At 29.3% G+C, this 16,073-nt stretch carries 23 protein-coding genes; all 23 read left to right on the top strand.

Going from position 1 to position 16,073, the window contains the following annotated elements; genetic code table 11:
- Nucleotides 1-140: 140 nt before the first annotated feature.
- The 23 genes from Ctaglu_RS11025 (at nt 141) to Ctaglu_RS10920 (ending at nt 15,660) form a co-directional block, all read left to right on the top strand.
- Nucleotides 141-833 carry a 5'-methylthioadenosine/adenosylhomocysteine nucleosidase gene (locus tag Ctaglu_RS11025; protein ID WP_125001369.1) on the top strand — a complete coding sequence of 231 codons (693 nt, stop codon included), beginning with the start codon at nt 141-143 and terminating at the stop codon, nt 831-833.
- Nucleotides 834-984: 151 nt separating this feature from the next.
- Nucleotides 985-1,491, top strand: coding sequence for a P-loop nucleotide/nucleoside kinase family protein (locus Ctaglu_RS11020; protein ID WP_125001366.1), 507 nt, complete (start codon nt 985-987; stop codon nt 1,489-1,491).
- Between the two features lie 107 nt (nt 1,492-1,598).
- Nucleotides 1,599-1,898 carry a TIGR04076 family protein gene (locus tag Ctaglu_RS11015; RefSeq protein ID WP_226175425.1) on the top strand — a complete coding sequence of 100 codons (300 nt, stop codon included), beginning with the start codon at nt 1,599-1,601 and terminating at the stop codon, nt 1,896-1,898.
- A 60-nt stretch (nt 1,899-1,958) separates the two neighbouring features.
- Entirely contained in the window at nt 1,959-2,615 is a 657-nt protein-coding gene (locus Ctaglu_RS11010) for a YdcF family protein (protein ID WP_233439754.1), read from the top strand.
- 417 nt (nt 2,616-3,032) lie between these two features.
- Entirely contained in the window at nt 3,033-3,476 is a 444-nt protein-coding gene (locus Ctaglu_RS11005) for a hypothetical protein (protein WP_125001363.1), read from the top strand.
- Between the two features lie 107 nt (nt 3,477-3,583).
- On the top strand, nt 3,584-4,168 hold the full coding sequence (locus Ctaglu_RS11000; protein ID WP_185732677.1) for a GNAT family N-acetyltransferase: 585 nt from the start codon (nt 3,584-3,586) through the stop codon (nt 4,166-4,168).
- A 38-nt stretch (nt 4,169-4,206) separates the two neighbouring features.
- Entirely contained in the window at nt 4,207-5,133 is a 927-nt protein-coding gene (locus Ctaglu_RS10995; RefSeq protein WP_125001357.1) for a prenyltransferase/squalene oxidase repeat-containing protein, read from the top strand.
- A gap of 50 nt (nt 5,134-5,183) precedes the next feature.
- The gene (locus Ctaglu_RS10990; RefSeq protein ID WP_125001354.1) at nt 5,184-5,846 is read left to right on the top strand and encodes a class I SAM-dependent methyltransferase; all 663 of its coding nucleotides are present in this window, start codon (nt 5,184-5,186) and stop codon (nt 5,844-5,846) included.
- A gap of 39 nt (nt 5,847-5,885) precedes the next feature.
- Nucleotides 5,886-7,655 (top strand): M3 family oligoendopeptidase, encoded by a 1,770-nt coding sequence (locus Ctaglu_RS10985; protein ID WP_125001351.1) that lies wholly within the window; start codon nt 5,886-5,888, stop codon nt 7,653-7,655.
- A 57-nt stretch (nt 7,656-7,712) separates the two neighbouring features.
- On the top strand, nt 7,713-8,294 hold the full coding sequence (locus tag Ctaglu_RS10980) for a class I SAM-dependent DNA methyltransferase (protein ID WP_125001348.1): 582 nt from the start codon (nt 7,713-7,715) through the stop codon (nt 8,292-8,294).
- A 21-nt stretch (nt 8,295-8,315) separates the two neighbouring features.
- A complete protein-coding gene (locus Ctaglu_RS10975; RefSeq protein ID WP_125001345.1) occupies nt 8,316-9,179 on the top strand; it encodes an alpha/beta fold hydrolase in 864 nt (287 codons plus the stop codon).
- A 34-nt stretch (nt 9,180-9,213) separates the two neighbouring features.
- Entirely contained in the window at nt 9,214-9,837 is a 624-nt protein-coding gene (locus Ctaglu_RS10970; RefSeq protein ID WP_125001342.1) for a cyclase family protein, read from the top strand.
- A gap of 25 nt (nt 9,838-9,862) precedes the next feature.
- Entirely contained in the window at nt 9,863-10,114 is a 252-nt protein-coding gene (locus tag Ctaglu_RS10965; protein WP_125001339.1) for a hypothetical protein, read from the top strand.
- Nucleotides 10,115-10,238: 124 nt separating this feature from the next.
- A complete protein-coding gene (locus tag Ctaglu_RS10960) occupies nt 10,239-11,066 on the top strand; it encodes an MBL fold metallo-hydrolase (RefSeq protein ID WP_125001336.1) in 828 nt (275 codons plus the stop codon).
- 66 nt (nt 11,067-11,132) lie between these two features.
- On the top strand, nt 11,133-11,897 hold the full coding sequence (locus Ctaglu_RS10955; protein WP_125001333.1) for an XAC2610-related protein: 765 nt from the start codon (nt 11,133-11,135) through the stop codon (nt 11,895-11,897).
- A 19-nt stretch (nt 11,898-11,916) separates the two neighbouring features.
- The gene (locus Ctaglu_RS10950; protein ID WP_125001331.1) at nt 11,917-12,414 is read left to right on the top strand and encodes a cupin domain-containing protein; all 498 of its coding nucleotides are present in this window, start codon (nt 11,917-11,919) and stop codon (nt 12,412-12,414) included.
- 73 nt (nt 12,415-12,487) lie between these two features.
- Entirely contained in the window at nt 12,488-13,108 is a 621-nt protein-coding gene (locus tag Ctaglu_RS10945; protein ID WP_125001328.1) for an HD domain-containing protein, read from the top strand.
- Nucleotides 13,109-13,197: 89 nt separating this feature from the next.
- Nucleotides 13,198-13,653: a GNAT family N-acetyltransferase gene (locus Ctaglu_RS10940; protein WP_125001325.1), complete on the top strand. Its 456-nt coding sequence runs from the start codon at nt 13,198-13,200 to the stop codon at nt 13,651-13,653.
- 98 nt (nt 13,654-13,751) lie between these two features.
- The gene (locus tag Ctaglu_RS10935; protein ID WP_125001322.1) at nt 13,752-14,303 is read left to right on the top strand and encodes a GNAT family N-acetyltransferase; all 552 of its coding nucleotides are present in this window, start codon (nt 13,752-13,754) and stop codon (nt 14,301-14,303) included.
- A gap of 7 nt (nt 14,304-14,310) precedes the next feature.
- On the top strand, nt 14,311-14,487 hold the full coding sequence (locus Ctaglu_RS25175) for a DUF6199 family natural product biosynthesis protein (protein ID WP_185732676.1): 177 nt from the start codon (nt 14,311-14,313) through the stop codon (nt 14,485-14,487).
- 129 nt (nt 14,488-14,616) lie between these two features.
- Entirely contained in the window at nt 14,617-14,913 is a 297-nt protein-coding gene (locus tag Ctaglu_RS10930) for a TIM barrel protein (RefSeq protein ID WP_125001319.1), read from the top strand.
- A 50-nt stretch (nt 14,914-14,963) separates the two neighbouring features.
- Nucleotides 14,964-15,263: a hypothetical protein gene (locus tag Ctaglu_RS10925; RefSeq protein ID WP_125001316.1), complete on the top strand. Its 300-nt coding sequence runs from the start codon at nt 14,964-14,966 to the stop codon at nt 15,261-15,263.
- Nucleotides 15,226-15,660: a hypothetical protein gene (locus Ctaglu_RS10920; RefSeq protein ID WP_207669468.1), complete on the top strand. Its 435-nt coding sequence runs from the start codon at nt 15,226-15,228 to the stop codon at nt 15,658-15,660. The genes Ctaglu_RS10925 and Ctaglu_RS10920 overlap by 38 nt, the downstream gene beginning before the upstream one ends.
- The last annotated feature ends 413 nt before the right edge of the window (nt 15,661-16,073 follow it).

Genomic DNA, 16,073 nt, shown 5'->3' with positions numbered 1-16,073 from the left:
TTGGATATAAGCCAATTTGTGATTATAAATCGTATAGTTTTAAATAATGAGTCTATATGGTGCCTCACTGCACATTGCAAGATTAAGTCGAGCTGTTAAATATTAAAAGTGAATTCATGAGAAATAGGGGGGAGTAAGTAATGAGAATAGGCGTAATAGGACCTACTGAAAAAGAAATAATGCCGTTTATAAATAAAATATCAAATAAAAAACTTAGTGAATCCTCTATGTTAAAGTTCTATTCAGGAGTTTATGCAGGAGTTGAGGTGGTATCAGTACTTTGTGGAGTATGTAAAGTTAATGCTGCTATTGCTACACAACTTCTAATTAGTAAATTTGAAGTTACGCATATTATATTGACAGGAGTTGCAGGAGCGTTAAATAAACAACTTGAGATTGGTGATATAATTATTTCAAGTGAGGTTGCATATCATGATGTTTCACCTGAAATTTTAACAGAATATCATCCCTGGATGGAAGATATATATTTCAGACCAGATGTTGAGCTACTAAAGTTATGTGAAAATGTTTCTAACTCTTTCTCAATTACAAGTAAGTGCCATGTTGGAAGAATTATTACTGGCGAAGCATTTATTACGAATAATGAGAGGGAAAGTTTAATAGAAAAGTTTGATCCGCTATGTGTTGACATGGAAAGTGCTAGTGTTGCTCATACCTGCTATGTAAATAATATTCCTTTCATAATTATTCGCTCAGTGTCAGATGGTGCAAATGAAAACGCTTCAGAAACATTTGCAATCAACATAGAAATGGCTGCATTAAATTCTATAAAATTGGTTGAAGAGCTTATCAAAGGGTTGAGTACATCTTAAAAACAGAAAGTGATAATAGGTTCTGGTATTATTATGAATTTAAGGGGGTAAAAAAAATGGATTTTGAAAGTTGCTACAATAATCCTCCTTTTATTTTAATGGAAGTACTGTATGAGATAGTCCTATAGAATATAAAAAGGGAGGAATTTCAATGTTTTTACTACAGATGTCTGGCTTTCCTGGCTCAGGAAAATCAACATTAGCTAAAGAAATTTCAAAATACATAGATGTAGTAGTTATTGATAGAGATGTTATAAAATCATCTATGATAGAATCCGGAGTTACCTCGGATATTGTTGCTAATGCATCCTATAATGTTGTTTTTTCATTGTGCAAATATTACTTAAGACTTAATAAAAATGTAATTATTGATACACCTTGTTATTATAATGATTCATTAGATACTGGTATTAGCATTGCTCATGAATATAATGCCGAATACAAATATATAGAATGTAGAGTGGAAGATTTTGAAATAGTTAATAATAGATTAACCTCAAGAGAAAGAAGTATAAGTCAAATTGAATCAGCTGAAAAAAGTAGATTTTTAGGGGCGATTGATAAATCAAAACGACCAACTAAAACTGATTACTTAGTCGTTGATAGCTCATTGCCAATTGAATCATATATTAAAGAGGCATTGAATTATATAGGATAAATATAAAAACTTATATTCTTGTTTATATTAAGGTTATACCAAAATAGCAAATAAATTATCATTAAACAAAAGATAGAAATTCAAATTATACAAGGTGGTATATTAATATGAAAATTGAAGAAAGGCTTGATATGGAGGTTAATAAAATGATTAAAGTAAAACTAACAATAGTGGAAAGTGATTGCAGATCTGGCTATCACAAAAACAATGACTCTTATATTGTAGAAGATATTTGCCCACCTATATGTCATGAATTATGGAATAATATTTATCCAAGCGTATATGTTCTTTTAAATGGAGGCAGTTTAGATTATGGCAACACTAAGGAAAAAAAATTCGAAATGAAGTGTCCAGATAATGGTAGGGTAGTAATACGTGGTGAGGTATTTACAGTAACCAAACGTTAAATATCATTAGATTTTCCATTATTTTATTTTAATGACAACATAAAAAGGAGTTTTTATTTGGTGAAAAATAGAAAAATAATATTCATAATTATACTGTTTTATATTCTCTCATTAGCGGCATTATCAATAAAATGTAATAAATCATCAATTATACTCGGCTTTACTTTTGTACCATTATCATTAATTAATTTATTTCCTCTGTTGTTTTATAAAGCACCCTTAACTAAATTAGAACTGAAAAAATTCGATACGATTATTGTCTTAGGTTATCCTGGAACACCAGATGGGAAGCCATCGCCGATAATGAGAGAAAGAGTATTTAAAGCTGTTGAATTATTTAATAAAGGCTATGCCAATTTTATTATTTGTTCAGGTGGAAGCGTTTACAATAAATATATAGAAGCAGATATTATGATTAAACTTGCAAAATCATTAGGAGTTCCAGATAGTTGTTTAGTTAGAGAGAATAAATCAATAAACACATATGGAAATTTACTAAACTCAATTGATATCATGAGAAGAATGAATTGGTCATCTGCAATAGTAATTACATCCCCTTGGCATTTAAGGCGCTCTAGTTATTTATTATCAAAATTTAATATTACATATGTAATGAAAAAGTCTAATTATCCAAAAGAATTTTCTGTTTTTTATATTGTAGCAATATATATTTTTGAAAACTATACAATGTTCAAAAATAAAATTCTTTATCATTAACTATATTGAATCTTGAAATATTATTTAAATGCAAATCTATAGCATTATTTTGATATGAGGATTTAATATGACAGTAAAAAAGATGTTGAGGTATTTACAATCACTAAACGTTAAATATCATTAGATTTGCCATTATATTATTTTTATTTGAATAATCATATGAAAAGACTATGAAGAGAGCTATTGGCTAATAACTTCATGGTCTTTTTATATTACACTAAAATTAACCCTTGATTTTGGATATCACTGTTGTGATTAGAGACAAAGATAATTGATTTTATGAAATAAGAGAGGATTACTGTTAAAAATTAAGTATTTATGTTTATTATAGATAAATTCATATAAAATGGATAATAAATATAGTATAATTTTTAAATAGACTGATAAATAACTGTAAAAAAGAAAGGGGAATTATATATGGCAGTAAATGTTAGTGAATTAGAAGGATTAATAAATAAGTGGCAAATTATTTTAAGATTAATGGATTGGGATATAAAACTACAAATTGTTGATAAAGAATGGAGGAAATCAGGAGACATAAAAATTGATATCGATGACAAAAAAGCAGTAATGCTAATTAATAATAACCCGAAATCTACAAATCTTGAAGAGTTAGTAGTTCATGAATTATTGCATTTAAAATTGTGGGGTATGGATCAAATGATTGAAGGGTTTATAAATGGAGTGTTTGGAGCAAATGAAGATGATATAAAAAAGGAATTTGCGATGAATCAATTTTTTATTTTGCTTGAATCTACAGTTGAAGATTTAACGAAAGGATTTTTAAAAGCAAATGGTTGTGATCAAGAATTAAGCTTTGGAAGATTACAGAAATTAATAGATAATGAAATAGGATGTTAGCTAGATCAAAATGTTAGATGAAATATTTTCAAATGATGAAGTTATTAAATATTACGATATTCAGCCATTGAAGACGTTAACTAATTGATGGGGGGCAGGGTATTATAGTGACTATTCAAATAGAAACCGAAAGACTTATACTAAAGAACTACTGTGAAAATGATTTGGAAAATATTTACAGGCTTAAATCGGAACCATTGGTGTGGAAATTTTCAACTAAAATAGCTACAAATAAAATTGAGGATTCAAAAAGTTCTCTTGAAAGTCTATTGAAAAACTATGATAAAAATAAGCGGGATTTTCAAGCTTTATTCTTAAAAAAATCAGGTAAATATATTGGTGAAGCTGGCATTTTAACATTTAATAACCAAAATAACAGAGCGGTAGTTGGATATAATTTACTTCCTGAATATTGGAATAAGGGATATGCAACTGAAATAACAAAAGCTCTGGTGAAGTATTTATTTGAAGATACAAAGACTGAAAGAATTGAAGCCTTAGCCTTGGATTCTAATACAGCATCTAGGAAGGTGTTGGAAAAGTCAGGTTTTGTTTTAGAAGGATTATTGAGAAATTTTGCGTATATTAATAATCGGTATTTTAATGTATGTTACTTTGGAATGATTAGACATGATTACATTATAGAAGATATATCGCAGTTGCCAGATTTATTATTTAACCAAAAATGGTAATTTAAATATTCTTGAGCTCAAAGAAAGGAGATTTAAATATGAAAAAGCTACCAAAAACTCTTTTAAACCAATTAAATACCTATATGAATACAGAAGTTAGACCACTGGAAAGATCTATATTCAATTATTATTTTAACGATTCAAGTGGTGATGATATATTAGATTCATTAGAAACATTTCAAAATTCAGATGGAGGGTTTGGTAACGGCATCGAACCTGATTTTAAACTTATACAGTCCTCGCCCATGGCAACATCCATTGGCTTAAGGTACTTGAGTAAGCTAGATAATAATGATAGGGCACAAAAAATGATAGCTAGAGCTGTTGAATATCTTGAGACTACTTTTGATAGTAATAGAAAAGGTTGGTATAGTGTTCCAAGTAATGTTAACGAATATCCTCATGCACCTTGGTGGGAATTTAAAAACGATATAAATATGACAGTTATTGACTATTCCTGGGGAAACCCTAGTGCTGAATTGATAGGGTATCTTTATAAGTATAAGGAATACCTTAATAATTTAGATATTTATTCACTAATAAGTTATGCTATAACTAATTTGAATGAACGTACTGAATTTAAATCAGAACATGAAATATTTTGTTATATTCATATGTATAACACTCTCGACAAAGAATTTTCTAGCCAACTTGAAGATGTACTAAAATTGGCTGTTTCTCAATTGGTTAATATAAAAGAATCTGAATGGGTAGATTATGTACCTACCCCTTTAAAATTTATAGAGATGGATTCTACGGGCTTTTGGGGAATTCAACGTAAATTTATAGATCAAAACTTAGATTATTTAATAGATAAGCTTGAAGAACAGGGTAAGATATTACCAACATGGCAATGGGATAAATATTTAGAGGAGTGGGAAATTTCTAAGGTTGAATGGATGGGAATCCTAACTCTTGAGGCTTTATTATCTTTATGTAAGTTTAATCGGATTATGACGATTTAAAAAATAAATTTAGAGTAGATAAATTATTGATTTCAACGAGGAGGAAGATTATGATTAAATCAAAATCCTGGGACTGGAGTAAAAACAAAAGTAACGACTGGTTAGTACCATCAATAGAGGCATGTTATTTATCTGAATCATGGAAATCAAAAAGCTTTAACAAGTTTCTGGATTTGGGTTGTGGATTGGGCAGACACTCTATCTATTTTGCTAAGAAAGGGTTTGAAGTCAATTCTTTAGACTTATCCGAATATGGAGTTAATCACTTAAAAAGGTGGGCAGCGGAAGAACAGGTAGATATTGCAGTAGATATTTGTGACATGTTAAAATTGCCATTTAAGAATGATTCCTTTGATTGTATAATGGCTTACAATGTCATATATCATAGTGACACTGATGGATTTATTAAGTCGCTTGATGAAATAAAAAGAGTTTTAAAAAGTGGAGGAGAGCTATTTATTACTCTGATTTCAAAAGATACGTGGTCATATCAAAGAGCTGATAATTATAAGCGAATTGATAATAATACACTCTTGAGGGATGAACATGATACAGAAAGGGATGTTCCACATTTTTATGTAGATATTGAAGATATAAAAAAGTACTTTATTGATTTTGAATTTGTAAGTTTACCTATTGAGCAAACAGAATATAACATGGATAATACAGAATATTTTTCTAAACACTTTAATTTGATTGTTAGGAAAAATTGAGAGAATAGGGAACTAAATATTTTTTGGAAATGGTTATTAATGGATTTAACATGGGATTTAGATACACTTTATACTTCCTTTAACTCTGAAAAGTTTAAAGGTGATGTAGAGCTTCTTGATCAACATATTACAAATTTAAACAAATGGGCTGAAAAAAATCTAAAAGATAGGAGCAACGCTACCTTTAAAATCGAAGAATTTTTAAAGCTTTATAACGAATATAAAAGCTTATATTCATGCTTATATTGTTATGCATATTTAATTTCAAGTGTGGATAGTTCAAATGTAGAAGCAATGGATGTTTTAGATGATATGGAGGATAGTGATTCATTGGTTATAGAGACTTTTGTAAGTTTTAACAATTGGATTAATCATTTTAATAACATAGACGAGCTAATAGACGCTTCTCCATATCTTATAGAACATCGATTTTATATTAAAGAACTTCTTTTGCAGTCAAAATATTTATTGAGTGAAGATGTAGAAGTAGTAATTGCAAAAATGCAGAGTACAGGCTCAAGATCATGGGAAAGACTTTATATGGAGCTCACTTCTACTATACTAATGGATATAGATATTGAAGGTGAATTAAAAAAAGTGTCGCTTTCAGAGCTGAGAAATATAGCATATGAGAAAAGTGAGTCTTTAAGAAAGGTAGCTTATTATGCAGAGGCTGACGCATGTAAAAGCATATCTCAAGCATCTGCAGCATGTTTAAACGGAATTAGTGGTGAAGCACTTACTATTTATGATATGAGAGGTTATAAATCACCACTAGAAAAAGTCCTCATGGTTTCAAGGATGGATTACGAGACTTTAAATGCTATGCTTTCAGCTATAAAAGAACGCTTGCCTATATTTCATGAATATTATCATAAAAAGGCAGAGATTCTAGGACATAAAGTGAGCCTTCCCTTCTATGATATCTTTGCACCAGTGGGTGATGCTAATACAAAAATATCCTATTTAGATACCAGGGATTTAATTGTCTCAAGTTTTAAAACTTTCAGTGAAGAACTTGCTGATTTTGCAAAGAAGGTTTTTGACAATAAATGGATTGATGCTGAGCCAAGAACTGGGAAAGGGAATTATGGACGATGCGTTGATATTTTTCCAATAAGAGAAAGCAGAATTATGGCTAATTTTACTGGGAACTTTAGTGATGTTGGTGTGCTCGCTCATGAAATTGGACATGCTTATCATAGTTATTGTCTTAGAAATGAAAAGATGTTAAATACGGATTATCCTACACCCATTGCAGAAACAGCTGCAATTTTCTGTGAAACCATAGTAAATAACGCATTACTTAATATTATGCCAACCAATGAAGGTTTATCAATTTTAGAAAAAAGTATTTCAGATGTGGGTTATTATATTGTTGATTTTTATGGTAGGTATTTATTTGAAAACAAATTATTTGAAAGAAGAAAATCCGGTCAATTGTCTGTTGAAGAGCTAAATGAATTAATGCTGAGTTGTATGGTAGAAGCTTATGGTGATAGTATTGATGTTGAAACTATTCACCCATATATGTGGATGAATAAAGCTGGGTATTATATGGCTGGCAATGAATTTTTAAATTTCCCATATTCATTTGGGGTTTTATTTTCTAAAGGTGTTTATTCAGAATATATGAAAAAAGGAGAAGCTTTTGTAGAGCAATATAATATTTTTTTGAGTTCTACAAGTAAAAATAATATTGTTGATATTGCAAAGATAATTGATATAGACGTTCACTCAATAGATTTTTGGAGAAATGCATTAAATCTTATTCAAAAAGACATTGAAGAGTTTATTAACAAAGCATAGATTTATATTTTAAGCAGTGGAAATTTGAAGATGATGCTTTGACTTAGGAGGATGATTATGACCATTAAAAACCAAAAAGAATATTTTAATAATACCTATGAAAAATGGAAAGAAATATCTGATGAAAAAGGTAGCATTATAAATAAAGCTATAAATATATTAGGAATATCGGAAGGACATTCTGTACTGGATGTAGCCTCAGGAACAGGTGTGTTATATTCAGTTTTAAAAAATATGCACTTAAGCAATTATGTAGCATTAGATATATCAGAAAATATGCTAAAAGAATTACAGCAGCTATATCCTAAGACAAAAACTATATGTGATGATTTTGATAAAGATATGGACTTGGAAGAAAAATTTGATTATATTTTAATATTTAATAGCATACCACATTTTGAAAACTTATATATAGTGTTTTCAAATGCTAAAAAACATTTGAAAAATGGAGGTGTTTTTGCAATAATACATTCAAAAACTCGAAATGAAGTAAAAGAACATCATAAAAGAATAGGTTATAATTTGGGAAGAGAAGCAATTCCTGATGATGATACTTTATATGAGGTTGTAGCGAAGTATGAATTTAGAGAAGTCATAGTGAGAGATGATGATTTTTTCTATTTTAGTTGTAAAAATTAATTTGTTTTTAAGGAGAAAACTATGAAAGAGATTTATTTAAATAAAGAAGGAGTCAAGGCAAGAATCCATGAGTGGGGAAATGCACAAAAACCAATAATTATATGTTTCCATGGCTTAGGAAGTACAAGCCTCAGTTTTATTGAGTTAGGGCATTTATTAGAGAATGAATATCATATTATATCCATAGATTTACCAGGTCATGGGAAAACGCCTGAATTTTTAAAAGAAGAAGATTATGGGATGCCTAATATGATTAAATGGATTGACAAAATTGTTTCTAACATAACAAAAGATAAATTTTATATATTGGCTCATTCTTGGGGTGCAGACATTGCACTTCATTATATATCTACTCACCCATCAAAAGTGATTAAGGCTATGCTACTGGATGGTGGATATTATATAAAGACAGATCTCTACGCTTACAATGCATTAAGGTCAGGAATGATAGATTCTTTACAAAAGGAGATAGATTATTATATTAAGGACTTTGATGAATACTGTTTTGATACTTTGCAAGAACATATTGAAGTAGAAAAGATTAACTATGTTAGATGGTCTTGTTTATTAGAAGAAGCCTCAAGGGACTTAATACGAGTAGAAGAGGGTAAATATAAATACCATGCAAATTCTCGTACTGCAACAGGTACCGTAAAGTCAATGTATCATTATCCGCCTGATTCTATTTATAACAGGTTACCAATTTCAATCTATTTGTTGCAAAGTACGTTGCCAGAATCTATGAATGAAATTAGAGAAACACTAGTTGAAAAATTTAAGAGTAATACAGGTTCAAAGATAAAGAGAATTGAAGGAGCAGGTCATATGCTGCATTGGGATAAACCTCATGAAGTTGTTAAAGAAATTTTACATTGGTTTAAGTAAAGAATTATATACAAAAATAGAATGGAGTGAGACTATGGAACAATTAATAGATTTAACACATATAATTGAGGATACCATGCCTATTTATCCAGGAGATATTACAACAAACTTATTTCAAAATAAGTATCTAAGTATAAACAGCCACAATAATTTCAGGTTAGAAATTAGTATGCATACAGGTACACATATAGATTCACCTATGCATTTAACTGAAAGCAATAAGTACATATCTGAATTATCTGTGGACTCATTTATAGCTACGGGTTGTATCCTAGATGTAAGAAATCAACCTATAATACAGATGAAATCAGTCTATGAAGAATCGATAAAAGAAAACAGTATAGTGCTACTTTATACAGGCTTTGATAAACTTTATGGTATGCCAGAATATTATGAAGATCACCCACTTTTAGACATGGATTTATGCAAATTCTTATTAAAGAAAAATGTTAAGATGGTAGGTATAGATATGCCTTCACCAGATAAATATCCTTTTGAAATTCATAAATTCCTTTTGGAAAATAAAATATGCATAATTGAGAATCTAACCAATCTGGATAAATTATTAGGTAATAAAAATTTTGAAGTTATGGCCTTTCCTTTAAAAATAAAGGCCGATAGTTCAATGGCAAGAGTTGTTGCAAGAAGCAAATTGTAATTCAAATGACTGGAGGAAATTATAAATGGCTACCAATAAAAAAGATGCCGAGTGGCAAGACGTAAAAAAGAAGTGCAAGCTTAATGCTGAAACATTAAGGCAGGCAAAGGAAATGGGTTTGAATCCCAGAAGCCTAATTAAAAATATTCCGAATAAAAGTGAACAATGGAAAGCACCTGTAAGTGTTTGGGTTCAAGATATGTATGAAGAAAGACAGGCTAAAGCAAATAAGAAGAAAGTTATGAAAGAGGAGAAGGATAAAGATTTAATAGTTTAGATTTCAGTATATTTGAAGAATAAATAATGGTGAGAGAGAAGTAATTTTGATAGCCCACACTGGTTACTAAGTGCCTTTTACACTCCAAATATTTTACCGAGTATTTAATCTAAAGGAGATATTTATGAAAGTTATAACATTGTTTGAAAATAGGACTATCTCAAAAGAATATAAATGTAAGCATGGTTTATCATTGTATATAGAAACAGCTAATCATAAGATATTATTTGATACTGGAACAGATCAATCCTTTGCCTATAATGCTAGTAAGTTAGGTGTGAACCTGGAAGATATAGACATAGCCGTTATATCCCATGGACATTATGATCATGGCGGTGGACTAGAAACATTTTTAAAACTCAATAGTAAAGCAAAAATTTACATGGGCAAAGGCGCATTTGATAATCATCTAGTAAAATTGCTTGGGATTATTAAGTTTAATATAGGCTTGAAGAAAGAATTAATCAATAATAATAGGTTTGTGTTCGTAGATGGGATGACGATAATAGATGATGAGATTACTTTATTTGGTGACGTTAAAGGTAATAAACTGCAGCCTAAAGGTAATGATAGGCTATTAAAAGAATGTAGTAACAAATCCATAGAAAAAGATGATTTTGAACATGAAATAAACCTATTGATTAATGAAGATAACAAAAATAGTCTATTTTGTGGATGTGCTCACAAAGGTATTATTAATATAATTGAGAGAACTAAAGATTTCATAGATAGAGATCTAAACACAGTAATTGGTGGATTTCATTTAATGAGAATGAATATTGAAAATCAAGATTCTAAAGCATTTTTAAATAGTCTTTCAGCGGATCTAATTAGCAGTAGCGTTGATAAATATTATACTTGCCATTGTACTGGTGAAAAAGCTTATAGTTATTTAAGTAAAACCATGAACAATTTAAATGAGTTAAAAACAGGAATGGTTATTGAAGTGTAAATAGAAAGGGTAAGTGGAATTATGAATTCTGTAAGTTTTGATCCGAATTCAAAGGAGCGATTCTAAATGAAAATAAATAATAGAATTTCTACGGGACTGTCAATTGTTTTAATTGCGCTATTATGTTCAGGGTGTAGTAAAACCACAAATCCACAAAATCAAGTAGCAGAACCTAAAACTCAACCTGCTAATAGCGCTCATGTAGATGAAAATAAAAGTATATCTACGGAGCAAACATCTCAAAACCCTACTAAATCATCCATAGAACCATTTATTATTTTAAAGGATAAAATCCATCCATCATTACCTGAGTACACATTTAAAGTATATGGTCAGAAAAAAGATACTTTATACAGTGCAAGCAAGATTGAAGTATACAATGAGGTTGAAAACAAAGAAAAATTGCAAGAATTAGTATTCAATGCTACAAGTACTCCGGATGGTGATCAGTTAGGTATAATAATTGAAGATATGAATTTTGATGGATATAAGGATATTAGAATACAGCAATTTCTCCCTGCTGCGCCTAATGTACCATACTATCATTGGCTATGGGATAAAGAAGCATCAAAATTTATAAAAAATAGTGACCTTGAAAAAATCACCTCCCCTGTATTTGATGCTGAAAGCAAATTAATTAAATCAAATGTTAGAGAAAATGCAGGCACATATTATGATTATGAGTATAAATATATTGGTACCAAACCTATTCTTATTAAAGAAACTGAAAAGATTGCAGATTTAGAAAAAAAGGTTTGGCATATAACTATAAAAGAATTAATTGATAAAGAAATTAAAGTAATTAAAAAGTATGACGAAGAAATTAAATAAAAAAAGGAGGAGAATTTAAATGGCACAGATATTCACTGAAGAAAATATGTCATTTGAACTCAGACAATCACCTATTCCAGAATTCTCTTGGCATACCAGTCAGAAGTTGTCAGAAATAGTTAAATCAAAGCATTTACAATTTGATGTAAGATCTCTTGATCCGGGTAAATATTCTTACCCCTATCATTTTCATAGAAACTCCGAAGAGATATTTGTAATTTTATCTGGAAAAGCTACACTTCGAACACCCAATAAATTTGTGGAATTAAATAAAGGCGATATTGTATTTTTTGAAATTGGACCAGAAGGTGCTCATCAACTTTATAATCATACAGAGGCACCGTGCATGTTCATTGATATAGGTACCAATGTGGGCCTAGATGTCTGTGAATATCCTGATTCAGGAAAAATAAACATTTTACCATATCAGGAGATATACCAAAGTAACCAAAACGTGGATTATTATAAAGGTGAAGATAAAGTAAGTGAAAAATGGACGCTGGGGGATAGAACTTAGTTTCTAATTTATCATTAATGATAGCATTTTTGAGTTTAAATTTTAAAAAGTTTATAATTTAGAGGAGGATAAAATGAGAGAATTAAATTTAAGTGTACCTAGCATAGAAGAAGCAAAGTTGATTTTAGATGAAGGAAGTAAATTAAATCCAGGACCTTGGAGAGAACATTCATTATATGTAGGCAAAGCGGCAGAATTAATTGCTAAAGAAGATAAGGAGCTAGATGGAAATATTGCATTAGTACTCGGAATGCTACATGATATAGGGAGACGATACGGTGTAACAAGTATGCGGCATAGTATAGATGGGTATAACTTTTCAATGAAAAAAGGCTATGATTTATTAGCGAGAATTTGTATCTCTCATTCCTTCCCTTATAAAAACATTGATGCTGTATTTGGAAAATGGGATTGTTCAGATGAGGAATACAAATTTGTTAAAGATTACTTAGATAATATCGATCTATCAGCTTATGATAAATTAATTCAATTATGTGACGCATTAGCTTTACCTACAGGCTATTGTTTAATTGAAAAAAGAATACTAGATGTTGCTTTGAGACATGGAGTAAATGAATATACAATTGAAAAATGGAAAGCAACCTTTGAAATACAGAAGTATTTTGAAGAAAGAATTGGTAAATCTATTTATAGTGTTTTGCCCAATGTTGTAGAAAATACCTTTAATTTTTAAAATGAAGATTAAAAATTTTCATTGAAATTATATAAAGCGAAAATATCCACTTATTGTGAAGGCAGTCTAAATTTAATCTGGAGGGATTTATGAATATTTGTATAGTTGAAAAAAGTATAAAAGAACTTGAACTTATAAAGCCATTATGGGAGCAACTTAATTGTGTTCACTTTGATAAATCAATTTATTTTAAGAGTAAATTCGAAAAATTCACCTTTGATAAAAGAATCAAATCTATTTATGAAAAAGCACAAACCGGTACTATAAAAATAGATATGCTTTGGAATAGTGAAACTGAGAATTATGTAGGATATTGTTTGAGTTCAATAAATGATAATTTAGGAGAAATAGAATCTATATATATTGAAAATGATTATCGGAAATTTGGCTTAGGTGGAAAACTTATGGAGAGTTCTTTGAGTTGGTTCAAATTAAATGGAATAACAAATATTCAAATTGGTGTAGTTTATTCAAATGAGGAAGCATTGCCGTTTTACGAGCGCTATGGTTTTTATGTCGGAACCTATATTTTAAGAAGAAAATGATATTTATATAATAATGATTAATTAAGTAGAAGTTATAAAAAAATTAAAAAAATATCGTTATATAAAAACTATTGAGCAAAATTAATAAGGAGGAACTTATGAATAGTAGATTTTTAAAGCCCAATGGAGATTATGAATTAATCTCACTAAGAGAAGATTATCTTCAAGAACTTTTCAATTGGAACATTGAAGAAAAAGACTTTGAACAATATACTTGTCGCCCTCTCAACCTGCCACAACGCTTTGATCAATATGCACATAAAACATTAAAGTCAATCTCTGAGGAAAAACAAAAGACCTACATATTAATCAAAAAAGCAGCTGAAAATAAACCGCTAGGAAGAATTACACTATTTGATTTTAATTCAAGAAATCATAGTGCCGAATTTGGATACTATATACCAAGTCGTAATAGAAAAAAGGGTTTAGGAATTATTCTATTGGCACAATTTATAGAGAAATCTTTTGCAAATAATGAATTGAATCTAAATAAAATATATGCAACAACGTCATCAAACAATATACCATCTATAAAACTTTTGGAGAAATTTGGTTTTAAATTGGATGGAAGGCTAAGAGAGCATTATTGGATTAATGAAGATAAATATGATCAACTTAACTATTCAATCCTTAAATGTGAATGGAGGTGAATTATGTATGAACTTTATTCTATTAATTTTAGGTGTTCTTGCAATTATATTTCCAAAACAAACATTTATGTTTGGTAGAGGATGGATGTTTAAAGAAGGCACAGAACCAAGTGAATCTGTTAAATATGTTGGTAGATTTATAGGAGTTTTTTTAATATTATTAGTATTATTAGGAAAGTTTTAATAGGTCGAATTATTATTGTTCTTTAATCGTAAATATGTGATATTTAAACAATTGTATAAATGTCTTATTAATCACCATTATAGTTTACTTCAATGTCTAAAGGTGGAAAGTACAAATGAGCTAGAAATTATGTTTCTACAAAACCCCAATCTTCAATTCCTTCTTGATATAGCTCATATAGATAGCTATGAGCATCTTAAATCTATGATTACAATAAAGATGCCTAAGATACTACATATTGCAGATAGAGATCTAGAAGTGATTCATGAACATCTACCTATAGGACAAGGTAATATAGATTTCAAGTATATTTTCACCAATATATTAAAGGCTTTTCATGGTAAGGTAATATTAGAAATTGTACAAAGTTCAAGTGATATGATTAGTTCAAAAGCTAGAATTGAGGAGTATTGCGGAATCAGATAAATATTTGTTTTTCATATTTTATGCAACTTAAAACTAAGGGGGAGAAAATTATGAAAAAGAAAAAACTACTTACAATTTACAGTGTTATATTACTTATAATAATTGCTTCAGGTACAGGAATATATTATAAAAGTAATTTGGATCAAAAGAATAAGAAACAAGCTATTTCAAATAATGTAGTTGAGTATTTATTAGGATTAGAAACTTTTAAATACGAAGTTCCTGAAAAAGTAGAAGTGACATATGATAAGACTATGGGTATGTTTATTGCCTCAGTGAAGTTCAAAAATAATCCAAGGAAAGCTACAGTAATTGTTTCTGAAAAGAATGAAATACAAGATATATCTTAGTGTAATTGTTATTGTCCCGCTAACAATTTTTTTAGTATTGTATTTATCTAATTATGACTTTAATATTATTACAAAGAGTAATGTTTTTTTCCAGCATACCTACACTGTTATCTATTTAGATAGTACAAAAGTAGATATACCATTACCACCTAATTCTGTATGGCTATTTAAAACTCCAACTGATATTTATTATAGCAAGTATGATGTTAATAAGTGTAGAGAATTCTTTAATTCAGTGCTAAAGGAAATGAAACAAGATAATAAAATAAGCAACTATTATTATGATAATGATCAAAAGACTTACACTATAGAAATAAAAGGAGATCCGAATATAAAAATCAATCTTATTGGAGATAGTGATCCTAGAAGATATGGAATTTCTAACCCTAACTATTAAATTCTAAATATCACAGACTAATAGAGAAAAACACAGTAAAATTAGTTCTCAATAGGATATGGCGGAAAAACAAGAACAATTTGGTTTAGTGAAAGAGTCTGATGAAAAATGGAATCAATATAAGATGTTACAGATTGCAGCATTATGTTCATTTATCTTTATTTTTATACCACTATTAGGCATACTTTATATTATTGGAATTTTAGTAGCCTCAATAATGATTACAATAGGTATAATGGGCTTTATAAAAAGGTGCAATGAAATTTTAAACACTTTTATCCACCTTAGTTGGTGGATTTTTTATATGGATTTGTGTAAATTTATGGGTTATAATCTATATATAGGTTGAATTTACGCCATGGCAAAGTTACCTTCCAAAATCAAAGATAATAACCATCTTAAATTTAAAAACA

The organism is Clostridium tagluense, from assembly GCF_003865095.1.
In the GTDB taxonomy this organism is placed as follows: domain Bacteria; phylum Bacillota; class Clostridia; order Clostridiales; family Clostridiaceae; genus Clostridium_AD; species Clostridium_AD tagluense.
The sequence above is the reverse complement of the archived record's forward strand: the minus strand, read 5'-3'. Positions and strand labels throughout refer to the sequence as shown.

What these genes read in the sequence shown, in the direction of transcription:
- Ctaglu_RS10945 (WP_125001328.1), top strand. Translation starts at nt 12,488, where the DNA reads ATGAGAGAATTAAATTTAAGTGTACCTAGCATAGAAGAAGCAAAGTTG.
- Ctaglu_RS10975 (WP_125001345.1), top strand. Translation starts at nt 8,316, where the DNA reads ATGAAAGAGATTTATTTAAATAAAGAAGGAGTCAAGGCAAGAATCCAT.
- Ctaglu_RS11025 (WP_125001369.1), top strand. Translation starts at nt 141, where the DNA reads ATGAGAATAGGCGTAATAGGACCTACTGAAAAAGAAATAATGCCGTTT.
- Ctaglu_RS11020 (WP_125001366.1), top strand. Translation starts at nt 985, where the DNA reads ATGTTTTTACTACAGATGTCTGGCTTTCCTGGCTCAGGAAAATCAACA.
- Ctaglu_RS10970 (WP_125001342.1), top strand. Translation starts at nt 9,214, where the DNA reads ATGGAACAATTAATAGATTTAACACATATAATTGAGGATACCATGCCT.
- Ctaglu_RS10935 (WP_125001322.1), top strand. Translation starts at nt 13,752, where the DNA reads ATGAATAGTAGATTTTTAAAGCCCAATGGAGATTATGAATTAATCTCA.
- Ctaglu_RS10985 (WP_125001351.1), top strand. Translation starts at nt 5,886, where the DNA reads ATGGATTTAACATGGGATTTAGATACACTTTATACTTCCTTTAACTCT.
- Ctaglu_RS11005 (WP_125001363.1), top strand. Translation starts at nt 3,033, where the DNA reads ATGGCAGTAAATGTTAGTGAATTAGAAGGATTAATAAATAAGTGGCAA.
- Ctaglu_RS10960 (WP_125001336.1), top strand. Translation starts at nt 10,239, where the DNA reads ATGAAAGTTATAACATTGTTTGAAAATAGGACTATCTCAAAAGAATAT.
- Ctaglu_RS10995 (WP_125001357.1), top strand. Translation starts at nt 4,207, where the DNA reads ATGAAAAAGCTACCAAAAACTCTTTTAAACCAATTAAATACCTATATG.
- Ctaglu_RS10990 (WP_125001354.1), top strand. Translation starts at nt 5,184, where the DNA reads ATGATTAAATCAAAATCCTGGGACTGGAGTAAAAACAAAAGTAACGAC.
- Ctaglu_RS10965 (WP_125001339.1), top strand. Translation starts at nt 9,863, where the DNA reads ATGGCTACCAATAAAAAAGATGCCGAGTGGCAAGACGTAAAAAAGAAG.
- Ctaglu_RS10925 (WP_125001316.1), top strand. Translation starts at nt 14,964, where the DNA reads ATGAAAAAGAAAAAACTACTTACAATTTACAGTGTTATATTACTTATA.
- Ctaglu_RS10980 (WP_125001348.1), top strand. Translation starts at nt 7,713, where the DNA reads ATGACCATTAAAAACCAAAAAGAATATTTTAATAATACCTATGAAAAA.
- Ctaglu_RS25175 (WP_185732676.1), top strand. Translation starts at nt 14,311, where the DNA reads ATGAACTTTATTCTATTAATTTTAGGTGTTCTTGCAATTATATTTCCA.
- Ctaglu_RS10930 (WP_125001319.1), top strand. Translation starts at nt 14,617, where the DNA reads ATGTTTCTACAAAACCCCAATCTTCAATTCCTTCTTGATATAGCTCAT.
- Ctaglu_RS10940 (WP_125001325.1), top strand. Translation starts at nt 13,198, where the DNA reads ATGAATATTTGTATAGTTGAAAAAAGTATAAAAGAACTTGAACTTATA.
- Ctaglu_RS10955 (WP_125001333.1), top strand. Translation starts at nt 11,133, where the DNA reads ATGAAAATAAATAATAGAATTTCTACGGGACTGTCAATTGTTTTAATT.
- Ctaglu_RS10950 (WP_125001331.1), top strand. Translation starts at nt 11,917, where the DNA reads ATGGCACAGATATTCACTGAAGAAAATATGTCATTTGAACTCAGACAA.
- Ctaglu_RS11015 (WP_226175425.1), top strand. Translation starts at nt 1,599, where the DNA reads ATGAAAATTGAAGAAAGGCTTGATATGGAGGTTAATAAAATGATTAAA.